We start from the raw sequence: 15,670 nt of genomic DNA on the forward strand, positions 1-15,670 counted from the left end.
CGAAAACATTCTATGTAATGACTACTATGCTATAGGTATTAATATAATTTAAAACTGCAATTATTAGATTAGCCATCTGTATACTGAATCTATGTCTTAAAAGGATCATACACATCAATTTTTTTAGGGTCGCTTTTTTTCATTTTCTCACTCAATAACCTCAGAATGGGCTGTAAATCATCGTCGATTGATAAGCACAGTACTTCTCTATCAAGATAATTGGCTAAATGATTCTTCTTCTCAAGAATTTCTGCTTCCTCCAATAAGTCGCATTTGTTTAACACGACAGTTTCTTCCTTCTTGATAAGGTCACTATTGTAAAGCTTCAGTTCATTATGTGTACAATTATAAGCTGAAATAATGTCATCGTGAGTTACATCAATTAAATGCAGTAAAATTTTGCACCTTTCTATGTGCCTTAAAAATTTGTGTCCGAGCCCAACTCCAAGATGAGCATCAGCGATTATTCCAGGAATATCTGCTATCACAATTTCGCTATAATCTACTTTTGCTACACCTAAATGTGGTCTTATAGTAGTAAATTCATAATCGCCTACTTTCGTATCAGAATTTGAGCAGCGGGTTAAAAATTTAGATTTACCTGCATTTGGCATACCAATAATGCCAACATCAGATAAAACTTTTAGCTTCAATATTATATTTCTTTCTTCGCCAGGCTGACCATGAGTAAAATGTCTTGGTGCCCTATTAGTAGCAGATTTAAAGTTAGTATTTCCAAGCCCACCTTTTCCACCTTTCACTACTTGAAATTCCATGTCAGGTTTATCAAGATCTACTATTATTTCCTCACTTTCTTCATCGATTATTTGTGTGCCAACTGGAACTTTAAGTATAATATCTTTTCCTGCTGTGCCAGATTTATCTCTACTCGTACCACTTTTTCCACTACTCGCTTTAATATGTCTTCGACAACGAAAATTAAGCAAAGTGTTGAGATTTGCATCACTGACGAAAATTATGTCTCCTCCCCTGCCCCCATTACCACCGTTTGGGCCACCAAATTCAACGAATTTTTCTCGACGAAAACTAGCGCAGCCATCGCCACCATCACCTGCTTTTAAATATAATTTAACTTCGTCTATGAAATCCATGCTAACCCGCGATAATATTTAGCATTCTCTCCTAATGAACTTTCTATTCTCATCAATTCATTATACTTTGCAAGCCTATCAGAACGCGACAGCGAGCCAGTCTTTATTTGCCCACAATTCGACGCAACTGATATGTGGGATATCGTTGTATCTTCTGTTTCACCTGAGCGATGCGAAATAATAGCCCTATAGCCATTTGATTTTGCCATTTCAATAGCAGCAAAAGTTTCCGTAAGCGTTCCTATTTGATTTGGTTTAATTAGTACAGAATTTGCCATTTTTTCCTCTATTCCCTTACTTATTAGTTCACAATTTGTAACAAATAAATCATCCCCGACTAATTGAATTTTACTTCCCAATTTTGCAGTAAGTAATTTCCAACCTTCATAGTCGTCTTCATTCATTGCATCTTCTATAGAAATTATTGGATATTTGCCTACAAGGTCAAAATAATACTGAACCAATTCCTCTGAAGTAAGTTCTCTGTTTTCAAATTTGTAAACTCTATTTTCATAAAAAGTAGATGAAGCAACATCAAGACCCAGTGCAAAGTGATTTTTCATCGAATAACCAGCAGATTCAACAGCCTGAATTATCAAATTAAGAGCTTCTTCAGTGCTTCCAATGTTTGGTGCAAAACCACCTTCATCTCCTACGTTTGTGCTATAACCTTTTTTCTTAAGAATGCTGCGCAAGTTATGAAATACCTCTGCAGATATTCTGATTGCTTCACTGAAAGTTTCAGCACCAACCGGAAGAATCATAAATTCTTGAAAATCGAGTTTATTATCTGCATGTACTCCACCATTAATGACGTTAATTAGCGGAACTGGCATCTGCTCTTCCCCTACTCCCAAATACTTATATAACGGCATTTTAAAGCTGTTTGCTGCTGCTTTTGCAACAGCAAGAGACACACCCAAAGTTGCATTTGCTCCAAGTTTAGATTTATTTTTTGTTCCATCTAGTTCAATTAAAACTTTATCAATTGCACTCTGGTTTGCTGCATCCATGCCAATGATTTTATTTGCTATCACTCCACTCACAGATTGAACAGCTTTCAGCACTCCTTTACCACAATACCTTTTTTCATCTTGATCTCTCAGCTCCAATGCTTCTAGTTTACCGGTCGAAGCCCCAGAAGGGACAGCGGCTCTACCTGTTGCTCCATCACATAGTTCTATTTCTACCTCAATTGTTGGGTAACCCCTGCTATCTAAAATTTCTCTTGCAAATACACTGCTGATCGTCTTTTTCATCATGCTAAACCTCCACTAGATTCACAATTGTGTTCACGTTCGGGAAATGTCACCCCAGCGCTGTAACATTTCAGTGTACGAACATTGCAACCTACAGATAAACAGATAATTTGAGTAGCAGATGGTGTCATTCCAGTGCTTGACACTGGAATGGCTTTGTTGCACAGCTCTTCGGATAGTGGGTAATGTATAATAAATTCATGAAGCTATATCAAACTTAGCCATGCCTATTTCAGTAAATTTGTTAAGCAAATAACACTTGAGTAGCAGTTCCTTCTCACGATTAATCTCAGATTTATTCCTAAAACTAAATCCAAATATTTGCTTCAGTCGCGAGAAAAAACTTTCTATATAAGATCTCTTCCAATAATTTATCTCTTTTTTCCACCTCTTCATACCATCTTCATCATATGACTTTATGAGCTTGATTGTAGAATTTCTCTCATTCATATAATCCAACTTTGGATGCTCTACTGCATTATTTTGCGGAGGAATCCTTGTCTTTATGTCAAGCTCATCGCACAGTTTGTATAACTTCTTTCGATTATATGCCCTATCTGCATATATCGTGCTTATGTTATACTTGGTATCCACTCTTTCAATAAGATCACAGGCTCCATAGTGGTCGGAATAAACTCCACTACTGTATTTTGCAGCTATAACTTTTTTACTACCTATCTCTAGCATTACATGTAGCTTTCTTGTTTGCTCATAGCGGCGATACTTTCTATCTGTACCATTTGCCTTACTATGGCCTGGAATATTATTGTAGATGCTGATACCTGTACTATCTATAGCAATTTCAATATCTTCCATATCGTTCTTATCAACTCTGCAGTCGTTGATTTTGATATTAAGCTTTTTAAACCTTCTTGAAGCCTGCGAATAGCTGATAATTTGCAAAATTTTCCCTATTTGCTCAAGATATTTCTCTATAAATCCCACTGTTTGCCTAAGACCAATCCTGAATAGATAGGTTATTATGTGAATTAGAATCACTACTTTGTCGCTGTAGACATTGTTGCCACCTGCTACTTTTGGACTATTTTCGTACCAATTTTCAATGGCATCGTTGATATAATGAAAAACATTTCCCCTTTCTTGAAGAAATTTGTTATATTCATTGCAGTTACTGACTTTCATTCTTATTGGCATATTTTTCCTTTGTCGGCTAAATATCTATTTTATAACAAATTCCATCAGTAACTGCCTGTTCTTTCCTTGAGTGGTGCAACAAAGCCCACTGGAATCCAGTTTTTATTATACAGCCACTTATTTAAAGTTAAGTCTTCTGGATCCCAGTGTCTGGGCACTGGGATGACACCATTCTTAATGGAAGCTATCCCCATATCACAATGTCTGTACAGTTGTTTGCCTAGACACTGGGATCCAGTTTTACTACACAATTTTATCATATAAATCACCAATGCTTAAGTTTATTTTACTAGCAGCAGCTTTGCAGTTTCTTTCGCTAGTTTAGCTATATTACTACCAGCACCAATAAATAATACTACATCTCCTGAACTTGTCGAATTACTAATAAAATGTGAAATGAGTAAAGCATCATTCATAATCTTCACATCATTAAACCCATTACTGATCAAGGCTTTTTGTATATCATCAATTCCACAGCCAGGAATAGGCTTATCTTCTGGAGGATGGACAGGAGTGAGAATTACATAATCAAACATCATGAAAATTCGTACGAACTCATCAAAAAAATTACGAATACGAGCAAAACGAAGCGGCTCGATAATTCCTATTACCTTTCTTTTAGCAATCGAACGTGCTGCTGCCAGGGTTGCCTGTATTTCATTTGGGTGGTGAGCATAATCCTCAATTAACTTAACACCTTTAATATTGGCAATTAAAGAAAATCTCCTTGCTACTCCTTTAAATTCCAAAAGACCTTTTTTAATCTCTTCATCACTAATTCCAAGTTTCACTGCAGCTGATATTGCAGCCAGGGCGTTGCTAACTTTATGCATTCCTATTGCATTTGATAGCACTACATTCTTTATAATTCTGGTACAAGGTTGAATATCTTCTTTTTGTCCTTCGAGAGAGAGTTCTTTTAATTGAAACACTATATGTACATTATCATCATCAATTTCAATGCGTTGAACTAATTTTCTAATTATATTAAGTTTAGTCTCCCAATCTGCCTCTGATAAATCACACTTTTCCTTCGTTATGTGCTCTCTTACCATCTTAACTTCTTCCCATACTACCTCTTCTAGTATATCCGCGCGTATTGATTTGCTGTTACATTCACCAAAACGTTTTCCAGGACAACGATAGTAACTTCTTCCTCCCTTAGCATTACTCATTCCATAATAAACGGATTTGCAACACTGACATATCACTAACCCTTGTAATAAGTATTTTCTTCCACTTTGTTGCATTTTTTCTATTTGTAGCTTTTCTTTTTCCAAACTGTATCTCTACGACTTATATATATTTTGCCTATAGTAAAATAGGCATATAATGAGCCAAATCAAGGAAAGTGCAAACCAAGTAATTGCGTATTCAAGATGCTTTATTGGCTGTATAGTCAATTTGCCACCAAAATTATCTTGCCACAATATACATTTCTCTAGCTTAATACCTAGTTCATTGGAGATCTCTTTTGTACTTAGGGTAAACCATGTATTTGAAGCAATATCATTTTTGATAAACCAATTTTTGCTACCATCACAATACAAAACGCCATCAGCAGCTACTTTTTCAATTTTTGCTTTTTCTTCTTTTTTTTCTCTGACTATTCCTTTATTTATTAACATGTAATGTCCATTGATAAGCAACATAGGAGACAGCACATGATAGCCACGTTGACCTGCGAAAACATATAGTTCTATATCACTTAAAATTCCGTCGATTTTAACGTTTCTGTAGTTAAACTTTGAAAGATTATCACTAGGCAGTAGATGAATAACTGGAAGATCCATATTTTTGATAATATTATTCTTCCAGCTCAATCTAAATAACTGCCATAACCCGAGTGAAAAAAGAAGTAAAAAAGGTATAATGAAAATAAATACTGTTTTTCTTAACACTCTATATTTGTGTTCTCAAGTAATTTTCAATACCCATAAGCTCAATAAGGTCAATCTGTTCTTTGATCCAATGTAAGTGCTCTTCCTCATTTTTCAGTAGTCCTTCTAATAACATTACACTCACGAAATCCTTTTCTTTTTCAGCAACGGAAATTGCCTCTTTGATGCCCTTGATACCTTCTTCTTCTAAGTTAGAATTATCTTCTAAGATTTTCTGCATTGTATCTTTTGTGAACTTTCCTTCATACTTTGAGATTTTATTTGTATCTTGAAAATTTGGCATGCCCTTAAGCAGTAAAATTCTTTCTGCCAACCTATTTGCATGCTCAAGTTCTTCATTAAGCTCGTTTTTCATCTTTTCTGCAAGTTTATTAATTCCGCTATTTTTAAGAATCGCAGAATGCAAAAGATACTGGCGTACAGAAGTCAGCTCATTTGTAAGTAATTTATTTAAATGTTCTACTATTTCTTTATTCATAACCTTTCTTTAGCTAATATACCAATGTAATCTACATAACAATCAAGGCAACATCAATTCATTTTTCTCACAACAATCGTATCAAATAGCACATCATGAAATGCCTGTTTCCTCTGAGAGAAGCAAGCAACTAAATACCAACTGAAGGTAAGCATCACTATAATCACTTCTAGTATACTTAAAGCATTTACTGATGTTTGAAAAAGTTTGATAAAGGTGATAATTGAATTATTTAGCATAGGAAGGAAAAACTGAGAGATAGTGCGATCAAATGCTAAGCTCAAACCTATTTTAGAACTATCTAAAGTGATAGTATATATATTCATTAACTGTTGACCAGGAGTTGCTTGAGCTGTTGAAGATATAAAATATGTAAAGTATCCACAATTTATACACATGTATGACAGGTGTAAAATTAATGGAAAATCCCCTAATGACAACACAATTAGTAAGGTTGGAATTAATAAAATTGCTACATCTATTAAATATGCGCAAAAGCGCCTGTGTACACTAGCGATCTCTGTCATTACCACCTATCTTTCAAATACTTTACTATGAATTCTGTAAGTTTATTAAAATGTTGAAAATATAACAAATCTTCATAACCTCTTATTGATTGTCCGTATACAATAGGTAAGCAATTTGCATTTTGTGCACATAGAATATCTGTGATGCTGTCACCAACAAAAAACACATTTTCTCTATTTACAGGTAGCGTACTCTCCTCTAGTGCAAATAGCAGTGGAGTTGCAGATGGTTTATCTTCTGCAGTATCACATGATCCAACTATTCTTTCAAAGTAAGAATCTAGTTTAAAGTAGGCAACTTCTTGACGTAAATTAGTATTTTTCTTATTGCTAACTATCGCTAGGTAAATATTGTGGCTTTTCAGCGTCTGGAGCATTCCCTCTACTCCCTCGTTCAGAGTAATATTTTGTAACAGTGCACTATCTAGGTATTTTTGATATATCTGGTTCGCTTTTTTCCACTGATCACCAAACAAATTGACCATGTAGCTCTTTCTTGATTCATGAGAATTTCTATCAACAACTTTACTGCCAGATCCCATCAAATCTAAAGTATGCTTAATAGCATTAGAAATATTATCTTGAGTGTCAACTAAGGTATTATCCCAATCGAATACTACTGCTAACGGGCTATTTTTCATTTTTATATTGTGACGTATTTTAAGTTAATAAGTAAATGATATTTTGATGAAAAAAGCATAAATGAGGTGCTCCTTGTGTCTTAACCATTTTTACATAATTAACTAATATACTGATTTTAGTATAAGCTTTTATTTAGTTGGGTATGACACAGCTTAAAGATACACAAGATATTGAGAAGAAATTCAAGGATGTCTTTGCTGGTGCTTTTCCAGAAGGTACGTCGCTGGAAGATAAAGTGAAGATTATCAATGATTTCCGCCAGGAACTTAAAGCTTACAAAAGGCAAGTAACCAAAGAAAATCCCGGGAAAAGGTTAAAAGATATTTCTGCAGCAGATAATTCTTCACTGGGAGATAAAATCAAGACTATTGCAAAATTAAATCGTAGTCTTAGAGATCGAATGAACCGTGCAGCTAAAAAAGTAGCTAAAGATTTTGAAAAGATCGTCGAATTGAATCGGGAACTTAAAGATGTTTTTCCAGAAAATTCTTCATTGGAAGATAAAGTAAAAATTATTGTTGAATTGCACCGGGAGCTTAAAGCTCAAAAAGGGCGTAAAGATGAAGTGAAGATTATTAAAAAATTGATTCATAATCTTGAAGGTCGAATGGATCGTGCAGCCAAAAAAATAGCTGAAGATTTTAAAAAGATTGCTGGATTTAAACAAAAATTCGAAGGAAAAGACGTTTTTACAAGTAAAAAAGTTGCAGAGTTTGAAAGTAATAAAAAATCTCAAACTACATTAGAAGGCAAAATTTCTGATCAAAATAAACAAGAAAAGATTTCTGTGCAAACAGACAAAATTCGTGACTCAGTTAGCGAAATAAATACTTCTGGAAGATCTGTTTCAGAAGATAGAAACTTTCAACAAGAAAAGATTTCTGTTCAAACAGATACAGTAACTAAGTTACAACCTTCAGTAAGCAAAGATCCTATAAAAGATAAACCGAGCGATAAAAAGCCTAAAATTTCGTTAAAACAAGTCTCAGTGGATAGGAATGCTACAGAAAAAAAATCTAATAATAAAAAATCTCAGTTGAGTGAAAAGAAAAATATAGCTCAACCGAAAGAAAATCAAAAAGAAGAAGGCTTTTTGGTACGTTTTCTGAAGAAAATATTCAAAAAACTTTTTGGTGAAGATAAAAAGAGTGTAGAGGATATAAAAAGAACTACTCAAAAAAGCACTTCAAATGATGAAGGGCAACAACAAAATAAGCTCCTTTCAAATCAAGACCAAAGCGCAAGTGAAGGTTTAAAGCAAATTGATAATCCATTGGTAACTCCTGTCACGAAAGTAGAACAAACAAAGACAGACCATGAAAGATAATTCGCCTTAGATTTCTTGCATAGTCTGGGGTCTAATTTGTCATCCTATGGCTTGACCATAGCTAAAAATCTGGATTCCAGTGGGCTTTGTTGCACAGCTCTTCGGATAGTGGGTAATGTATAATAAATTCATGAAGCTATATCAAACTTAGCCATGCCTATTTCAGTAAATTTGTTAAGCAAATAACACTTGAGTAGCAGTTCCTTCTCACGATTAATCTCAGATTTATTCCTAAAACTAAATCCAAATATTTGCTTCAGTCGCGAGAAAAAACTTTCTATATAAGATCTCTTCCAATAATTTATCTCTTTTTTCCACCTCTTCATACCATCTTCATCATATGACTTTATGAGCTTGATTGTAGAATTTCTCTCATTCATATAATCCAACTTTGGATGCTCTACTGCATTATTTTGCGGAGGAATCCTTGTCTTTATGTCAAGCTCATCGCACAGTTTGTATAACTTCTTTCGATTATATGCCCTATCTGCATATATCGTGCTTATGTTATACTTGGTATCCACTCTTTCAATAAGATCACAGGCTCCATAGTGGTCGGAATAAACTCCACTACTGTATTTTGCAGCTATAACTTTTTTACTACCTATCTCTAGCATTACATGTAGCTTTCTTGTTTGCTCATAGCGGCGATACTTTCTATCTGTACCATTTGCCTTACTATGGCCTGGAATATTATTGTAGATGCTGATACCTGTACTATCTATAGCAATTTCAATATCTTCCATATCGTTCTTATCAACTCTGCAGTCGTTGATTTTGATATTAAGCTTTTTAAACCTTCTTGAAGCCTGCGAATAGCTGATAATTTGCAAAATTTTCCCTATTTGCTCAAGATATTTCTCTATAAATCCCACTGTTTGCCTAAGACCAATCCTGAATAGATAGGTTATTATGTGAATTAGAATCACTACTTTGTCGCTGTAGACATTGTTGCCACCTGCTACTTTTGGACTATTTTCGTACCAATTTTCAATGGCATCGTTGATATAATGAAAAACATTTCCCCTTTCTTGAAGAAATTTGTTATATTCATTGCAGTTACTGACTTTCATTCTTATTGGCATATTTTTCCTTTGTCGGCTAAATATCTATTTTATAACAAATTCCATCAGTAACTGCCTGTTCTTTCCTTGAGTGGTGCAACAAAGCCATTCCAGCTTCACGCGCTAACTTAAATTATTTATAAAATTTGTTCCGGTAAACCTAATTTGGGTTAGCTATAGAAAGCAAAACAGACACAAATCAGGAAAAAAATTAATAGAATTCCTGTTTTTATAATAAAAATAATTAATTTTTAAAAATTTTATATTGATTTTATCATTAAATCTCATATTAATATTAATATATTAACTTTGATGGTGGTAAAGAAATGCATGGTAGTATAAGCAACGAAGTGGTGAAAAATTTAAACAAGTTAATTAACTCTCACCAAACAAATAAACTTAGAAAGGCATTTAATAACCTTAGCACTAACCATAAAATGAATATATAGAGCATGTTAAAGCAAAGCCTCAAGGCTCTAAAGCTATGTCCGGCATACTAAATGCACTAGACAAGGAAGAAGCACCTTCTATCTTTAATCAGTTACCTCAAGAGTTTGCTTTCAATACACTCGATTGTATTAATCCCACATCGACTTTATTTAAAATTCTATTTAATCAACTGAATCCCCAACAAAAAGAAGATTATAAAGTAAATTTAGAGACAAAATCAACTGTCAAAGCTAAGCTTGTCCTAAAGAATTTTTACTTAAGCAATAAAGAGAGTTCAAGCAACTTAAGTACTGAAAACTCCAATGAACCGTTAGTACAAAACAGAGATGATTTGCCAGCAGCACATTTCTCTCTTATATCTCCTGCGTTCGAGGAAACAGTTGTTGAACATACATTTGATACTAGACTAGAACTTTCTTCTGACAAAGAGAATCAATCATGTAGCCAAACAGTAATTCCATTTCTGGGTTTTGCTGAATTCGATAATCAATTCTGCAATACTGTAACAGAAAATTCGACAGTTAGTAGTAGTTTAACGTCGAATGAGCATATATCAGATAGCCTAGAAGGTGAGCAATTATCCCCAGAGTATTATAACTATTTGATAAATGGAGTAACTAGTCTGCAATCCTCAAATGTGAATCCATTGCCAGAGTTCAGTTTCTCTCTAAGCTCTGTTACGCTAGATGAGATAGTTAAGAGATATGGCTTTAATCACAATGACCACGCTCTAAGTGATTTAGAAGAGGTATATGTAGAGCAACCAGCAAAGTTCCATACATATTACCACAATTAACTAGGGACAAAAAAAGGTGGTAGATTAACCTACCATCTCCTCTGGTTTCACTATCCTTTCAAACTCCTCCTCAGTGAGCAGTTGAAGTTTTGCTGCTGCTTCTTTTAGAGTGATATTTTCTTTATAAGCAAGCTTCGCTATTTTTGCTGCATTGTCATATCCTATATGCGTATTTAATATAGTAACTAGCATTAACGACTGATTTAGTAAATCCTTTATTCTTTCTTCGTTTGCTTTAATATCAACTACGCATTTCTCTGCAAAATTTAAACTTGCATCAGCTAAAAGTCTTATAGACTGCAAAACATTGTAAATTATCACCGGCTTAAACACGTTCAATTCAAAGTGACCATTTGAGCCACCAATTGTCACGGCAACATGATTTCCCATAACTTGAGCACATACCATAGTCACTGCTTCGCATTGAGTTGGATTCACCTTACCCGGCATGATTGAAGAGCCAGGCTCATTTTCTGGTAACATTATTTCTCCAATTCCGCATCTTGGACCAGAACCAAGTAGCCTTATATCATTTGCAATTTTCATCAAACTTACTGCTACTGTATTGAGTGCTCCACTGAGCTCAACTAAAGCATCATTTGCTGCTAGTGCTTCAAACTTATTTTTTGCTGAAATAAATGGAAAATTAGTGATTTTTGCCACTTCTTTAGCAAAATCCTCAGCAAAACCCTTTTTAGTATTGATTCCCGTGCCAACCGCGGTGCCACCTTGTGCAAGTTCATATACATTGCTCAGAGTTGATTTTACTCTCTCTATTCCCTTTTGAATCTGAACTGCATAGCCAGAAAATTCCTGCCCAAGTGTTAGAGGAGTTGCATCTTGCAGATGAGTACGCCCTACTTTTATTATATCTTTAAATTCATGAACCTTATTATTTAGCGCTTTATATAATTCTTCAAGATTGGGAATAAGCAAGCGGTCTATTTGTTCTGCTACTGCTATATGCATTGCTGTTGGAAAAGTGTCATTTGATGACTGACCACAGTTTACATGATCATTTGGATGCACTGGAGACTTACTACCTAAATCACCTCCCAAAATTTCTATTGCACGATTGCTGATCACTTCATTCACATTCATATTGGTCTGCGTTCCAGACCCGGTTTGCCAAACAACAAGCGGAAATTGATTATTAAATTTACCGTCTATTACCTCCTGTGCCGCTGTGCAGATTGCATCCCCTACTCTATTATCTATGCTACCCTGTTTCATGTTAACACGTGCTGCTGCAAGTTTTACTATTGCTAGCGCTTTAATCAAGGACTCTGGCATTTTCTCTGTACCAATTTTGAAATTTTCCAGAGAACGTTGAGTCTGCGCTCCCCAGTAATGTTCACTTGGTACTTCTACTTTTCCTAAGCTATCTGATTCTATTCTAACTTTTTTATCCATATTTCCTCATTCTAGTGTTTGACATTACCTACATATATGATTAGTTAAATCAAATTGTATTTCAGTGTCAAGTTGAGACATTTTTAGTCCAGACCGTAGAAAATTTTCAAGCCGTATCTTTTGCTTCCTATTACTTTTTTATTGTTATTAAGGCAATCATGCAACCTTAAGCAATAAACCTACTTTACTCTCTATAAGGCTATTCTACTTAGAGCTTGAATAGTGAAAACATCTTTAAGCGCAGAAGCTATACCTTTGTTTGCTTTCTCTTTTTTTACTTCTAAAATTGTATAACCAAAAATTGCACCTAACGCTAAACTAATGGTAGCTGATGCTGCACAAACTGCAATCGCTGCTCCCGCAGAACATGATATTGTCATACCTGCAACATAACCTATTGTACCACTAACGCCAATGCAGACGTATTTCTTCCGCAGTTCTTTTTGTATGTAACCTTTCAGATATTCTTTTACATCTAAATGCCCGTTTCTAGTAGCATAATTCAGAGCAGTGTTTTCATAGCCATCAACTATGTTTTTTAAAATTTTTTGAATTTAGTCTCATTTGTTGATAATTTTGTATTTTTATTCAATTGAAAAATGTATTTTGGCAACAAAAACCCTAGTTTATACAGAAAGAAATTTATATCAAACAGCAAGCACTGCTTAGATTTTATGGTTAACGAATATGTGCTTTAAATGTGTGTAGACGCACATATTCGTTAACCTATTTTCTATACAGATTTTTTTTATTTCATATTAATTGCTTCTTTAAGTCTTGCATTGGCAATTACTATGATTTTTCGCATTAGAGCTGTTATAGCTACCATCTTCTTTTTACCTCTACCAATAAGATCAGAATAAAAAGCACCAAGTGCAGATTTAGATCTTGCAGCAGCCATAGCAGCTGTGAAAAGCTTTGCACGAACATTGCTTCTACCACCTGTTATCCTTCGATAACCAATAGTTTTACCGCTTTCTTTTGGATGTGGAGCAACTCCAGCAAGACTTGCAACTTCTTTTTTGTTTAGGTGGCCAAGTTCTGGCATTAGACACACAAAAACTTGTGATAACTTGAGACCTATTCCTGGCACTGTTCTCAAGATTTTTTGACGCTTTTGTAACTCTGGATTTTTATCAATAATTCTTTGTATGGCATCGTTGAACTCATTTATCTGACTGGTAAAAAAGTCTATTGTTTTTTGGCAACTTTCCTTTATATAGTCGTTTTCAGGTGCTGCAAGCCTACATTTCTCTTGAGTTCTCATTTGCGTAATGTCATCACGACGTTGACAGAGTGCAACTAAGGCGGTTTGTTCTTTTGACATACGCACAAATAGAGATAGAGCACTATAGCGTTCAAAACCATATTGAGCAAGGGCTCTTGCATCTGATTGATCTGTCTTTGCTAAAGTTCCATGTGATATGATAAAACTTTTTACTTTACGAGTATTAGCTCGATGTACAGCAACATTCTTATCAACAAGAAAATGTGCTAAGCCAAGCTCATATTTTCCAGTGTTTTCTAAAGTTACTAGAGAATTAGGTAGGATATCTGAAAATTTTTGAAACAACTGTTGCCAACCAGTAGCATCATTGTCAAACTTGATAGCGCTCCTTTGGTTATAAGCTGCAGCAACATTTTTAAATTTTCCGATATCAATGCCAATGAAATTTTGATAAGATGTAATCATAATAAATAACCTCGATAGTTTAATTAATTTAAGATTGTAAACGGGTGCATACATATGTCCCATGCAACTATTCAAACGTATCGAGAGATGGGGCTAGTTTACCTTGATGGCTACGGTTGTAATACCAACTTTCATTCGGTCGCACACGCCCGTGATAGCCCTATTCCTATAGTGAGTAGGGTTATCTTTCCCTCTTATCTCTTTTATATCACATTTTTAACTTACAACTTTCAACAAGCTTAGAATAAAATGCACCAAGTACAGATTTGGACTTTGCGGCAGCCATAGCAGCTGTAAAGAGCTTTGAACGAACGTTACTTCTACCACCTGTAATCCTTCGGTAACCAACAGCTTTACCACTTTCTTTTGGATGCGGTGCAACTCCGGCAAGACTTGCTACTTCTTTTCTGTTTAAGTAACCAAGCTCTGGCATTAAACACAAAAAATCTTGTGATAACTTTTTACCTATTCCAGGAACTGTTTTAAGGATTTTTTGGCGTTGTTGTAATTCGCAGCTTTCATCAATAATCTTTTGTATGGTATTATTGAGTTCGTTTATTTGACTATTGAAAAACTCAATGGTCTTTTGACAGCTTTCTTTTATATGATCATTTTCCGGTGCCTCTAGTCTGCATTTTTCTTGAGCTCTCATTTGCGTAATGTCATCACGACGTTGACAAAGTGCAGTCAAGGTTGATTGTTCTGTAGAGGTAGGTACAAATAAAGAGAGAGTTCTATGGCGTTCAAATCCATATTGAGCAAGAGCTCTTGCATCTGATCTATCAGACTTTGCTAAAGTTCCGTGAGATAAAATAAAGCTTTTTACTTTACGAGTATTAGCTCGATGCACAGCAATATTTTTGTCGGTAAGAAAATGTGATAAGCCAAGTTCATATTTCCCTGTATTTTCTAAAGTCACTAAAGAATTAGGTAGAATATCTGAAAACTCTTGAAACAATTGTTGCCAACCAGAAGCATTATTATCAAATTCGACAGCATTCTTCTGTTTGTGAATTGCAACGACATTTTTAAATTTTCCGATATCAATGCCAATAAAATTTTGATAAGATGTAACCATAATAAACCTCGATAGTTTTAGTGAATTTAAGATTGTAAGCGGGTGCATATATATGTCCCAAACAACTATTCAAACGTATCGAGAGATAGGGCTAGTGTACCTTGATACCGACGGTTGTAATACCAATTTCTTCTCGGTTGCACATGCCCGTGATAGCCCTATTCCTAGTGAGCAGGGTTATCTTTCTCTCTTATCTCTTTTATATCACGTTTTTAACTTACAATTTCTTCCTTCAGTGTGCTGCAAATTGTTTGATGTAAATCTGTCCAGAACTTTGTCATATCTTTAAAATATAGTTTAGCTCATGCTTAAAGTATTTCTCAAACTCTCTCTCACTCTCATAATTAACAAGGTCTTTTATTATTCTTGAGCCTTCTGGTTCCAGCGGTAGTTTTACTTCCTTTATTGGCAATGCTGCTCTTCCTTCACGTTTAAACATACCGCTATTTCCTTTTGGCATAACTGCTGCAAATCCTCCTATAAACTCATGCTTTCCTACTTTCGATCCTCTTCTTGTTTTTTGTATTTTACCAATTGTCCATGCTCTAATGTCATAGAGATTTGCTCTAATTAACACGTCTAACCTACTTGTCTTAGCCTTAAAAATTCTTAATCTCTTTCTTATCAAACTTTTCTTTTCCTCACTAATTTCTTTTGCTGTCTTCAATTTTAGCCATAGTGCTGTTCTGTTTAACGCTCTCACTATTGCTAATTCTATTTTTTTTCTTTTAGCATTTACACTTTCTATTACCTCAACTTCTATATGCACAGACAT

15 protein-coding genes and 3 pseudogenes are annotated in these 15,670 nt (G+C 34.7%); 2 read left to right on the forward strand and 16 right to left on the reverse strand.

Features of this window, described 5'->3' with window-relative positions; all coding sequences use genetic code 11:
* Nucleotides 1-89: 89 nt before the first annotated feature.
* From cgtA to ABWU28_RS03930, 10 genes and pseudogenes are all read right to left on the reverse strand, one after another.
* Complete coding sequence (cgtA, locus tag ABWU28_RS03880; protein WP_353275694.1) at nt 90-1,112, reverse strand: Obg family GTPase CgtA; 1,023 nt, start codon at nt 1,110-1,112, stop codon at nt 90-92.
* Nucleotides 1,100-2,374: a phosphopyruvate hydratase gene (gene eno, locus ABWU28_RS03885; protein WP_353275695.1), complete on the reverse strand. Its 1,275-nt coding sequence runs from the start codon at nt 2,372-2,374 to the stop codon at nt 1,100-1,102. Before eno ends, cgtA begins: the two co-directional genes overlap by 13 nt.
* Nucleotides 2,371-2,517 carry a hypothetical protein gene (locus ABWU28_RS03890; protein ID WP_353275697.1) on the reverse strand — a complete coding sequence of 49 codons (147 nt, stop codon included), beginning with the start codon at nt 2,515-2,517 and terminating at the stop codon, nt 2,371-2,373. Before ABWU28_RS03890 ends, eno begins: the two co-directional genes overlap by 4 nt.
* Nucleotides 2,518-2,569: 52 nt before the next feature.
* On the reverse strand, nt 2,570-3,526 hold the full coding sequence (locus ABWU28_RS03895; RefSeq protein ID WP_213863789.1) for an IS5 family transposase: 957 nt from the start codon (nt 3,524-3,526) through the stop codon (nt 2,570-2,572).
* A gap of 281 nt (nt 3,527-3,807) precedes the next feature.
* Nucleotides 3,808-4,392, reverse strand: a pseudogene (locus ABWU28_RS03905) (glutamate ligase domain-containing protein); the annotation flags it as partial.
* A gap of 249 nt (nt 4,393-4,641) precedes the next feature.
* Nucleotides 4,642-4,776, reverse strand: a pseudogene (locus ABWU28_RS03910) (zinc ribbon domain-containing protein); the annotation flags it as partial.
* 39 nt (nt 4,777-4,815) lie between these two features.
* Nucleotides 4,816-5,427, reverse strand: a complete 612-nt coding sequence (locus ABWU28_RS03915; RefSeq protein WP_353274914.1) for an SURF1 family protein — start codon at nt 5,425-5,427, stop codon at nt 4,816-4,818.
* Nucleotide 5,428: 1 nt separating this feature from the next.
* A complete protein-coding gene (gene bfr / locus ABWU28_RS03920; RefSeq protein WP_213863731.1) occupies nt 5,429-5,905 on the reverse strand; it encodes a bacterioferritin in 477 nt (158 codons plus the stop codon).
* 53 nt (nt 5,906-5,958) lie between these two features.
* Complete coding sequence (locus ABWU28_RS03925; RefSeq protein WP_213863732.1) at nt 5,959-6,432, reverse strand: RDD family protein; 474 nt, start codon at nt 6,430-6,432, stop codon at nt 5,959-5,961.
* Nucleotides 6,432-7,073, reverse strand: coding sequence for an HAD family hydrolase (locus tag ABWU28_RS03930; RefSeq protein ID WP_007302658.1), 642 nt, complete (start codon nt 7,071-7,073; stop codon nt 6,432-6,434). Before ABWU28_RS03930 ends, ABWU28_RS03925 begins: the two co-directional genes overlap by 1 nt.
* Before the next feature lie 236 nt (nt 7,074-7,309).
* Between ABWU28_RS03930 and ABWU28_RS03935 the strand changes: the two genes are divergently transcribed.
* Nucleotides 7,310-8,401 carry a hypothetical protein gene (locus tag ABWU28_RS03935; RefSeq protein ID WP_353274917.1) on the forward strand — a complete coding sequence of 364 codons (1,092 nt, stop codon included), beginning with the start codon at nt 7,310-7,312 and terminating at the stop codon, nt 8,399-8,401.
* Between the two features lie 128 nt (nt 8,402-8,529).
* Here ABWU28_RS03935 and ABWU28_RS03940 read toward each other — a convergent pair whose 3' ends face one another.
* Nucleotides 8,530-9,486: an IS5 family transposase gene (locus tag ABWU28_RS03940; RefSeq protein WP_213863789.1), complete on the reverse strand. Its 957-nt coding sequence runs from the start codon at nt 9,484-9,486 to the stop codon at nt 8,530-8,532.
* Nucleotides 9,487-9,949: 463 nt separating this feature from the next.
* Between ABWU28_RS03940 and ABWU28_RS03945 the strand changes: the two genes are divergently transcribed.
* Nucleotides 9,950-10,711, forward strand: coding sequence for a hypothetical protein (locus ABWU28_RS03945; RefSeq protein WP_353274919.1), 762 nt, complete (start codon nt 9,950-9,952; stop codon nt 10,709-10,711).
* Between the two features lie 24 nt (nt 10,712-10,735).
* Here ABWU28_RS03945 and fumC read toward each other — a convergent pair whose 3' ends face one another.
* The 5 genes and pseudogenes from fumC to ABWU28_RS03970 all read right to left on the reverse strand — a co-directional run bounded on the left by fumC (nt 10,736) and on the right by ABWU28_RS03970 (nt 15,670).
* The gene (gene fumC, locus ABWU28_RS03950) at nt 10,736-12,124 is read right to left on the reverse strand and encodes a class II fumarate hydratase (protein WP_353274920.1); all 1,389 of its coding nucleotides are present in this window, start codon (nt 12,122-12,124) and stop codon (nt 10,736-10,738) included.
* 191 nt (nt 12,125-12,315) lie between these two features.
* On the reverse strand, nt 12,316-12,504 hold the full coding sequence (locus ABWU28_RS03955) for a hypothetical protein (protein ID WP_353274922.1): 189 nt from the start codon (nt 12,502-12,504) through the stop codon (nt 12,316-12,318).
* A 368-nt stretch (nt 12,505-12,872) separates the two neighbouring features.
* Nucleotides 12,873-13,817, reverse strand: coding sequence for an IS110 family transposase (locus tag ABWU28_RS03960; protein WP_353274924.1), 945 nt, complete (start codon nt 13,815-13,817; stop codon nt 12,873-12,875).
* A gap of 211 nt (nt 13,818-14,028) precedes the next feature.
* Nucleotides 14,029-14,895: pseudogene (locus ABWU28_RS03965) on the reverse strand (IS110 family transposase); the annotation flags it as partial.
* Between the two features lie 277 nt (nt 14,896-15,172).
* Entirely contained in the window at nt 15,173-15,670 is a 498-nt protein-coding gene (locus ABWU28_RS03970) for a phage tail protein (protein WP_353274926.1), read from the reverse strand.

Source organism: Wolbachia endosymbiont (group B) of Pilophorus perplexus (assembly GCF_964028155.1).
GTDB lineage: Bacteria > Pseudomonadota > Alphaproteobacteria > Rickettsiales > Anaplasmataceae > Wolbachia.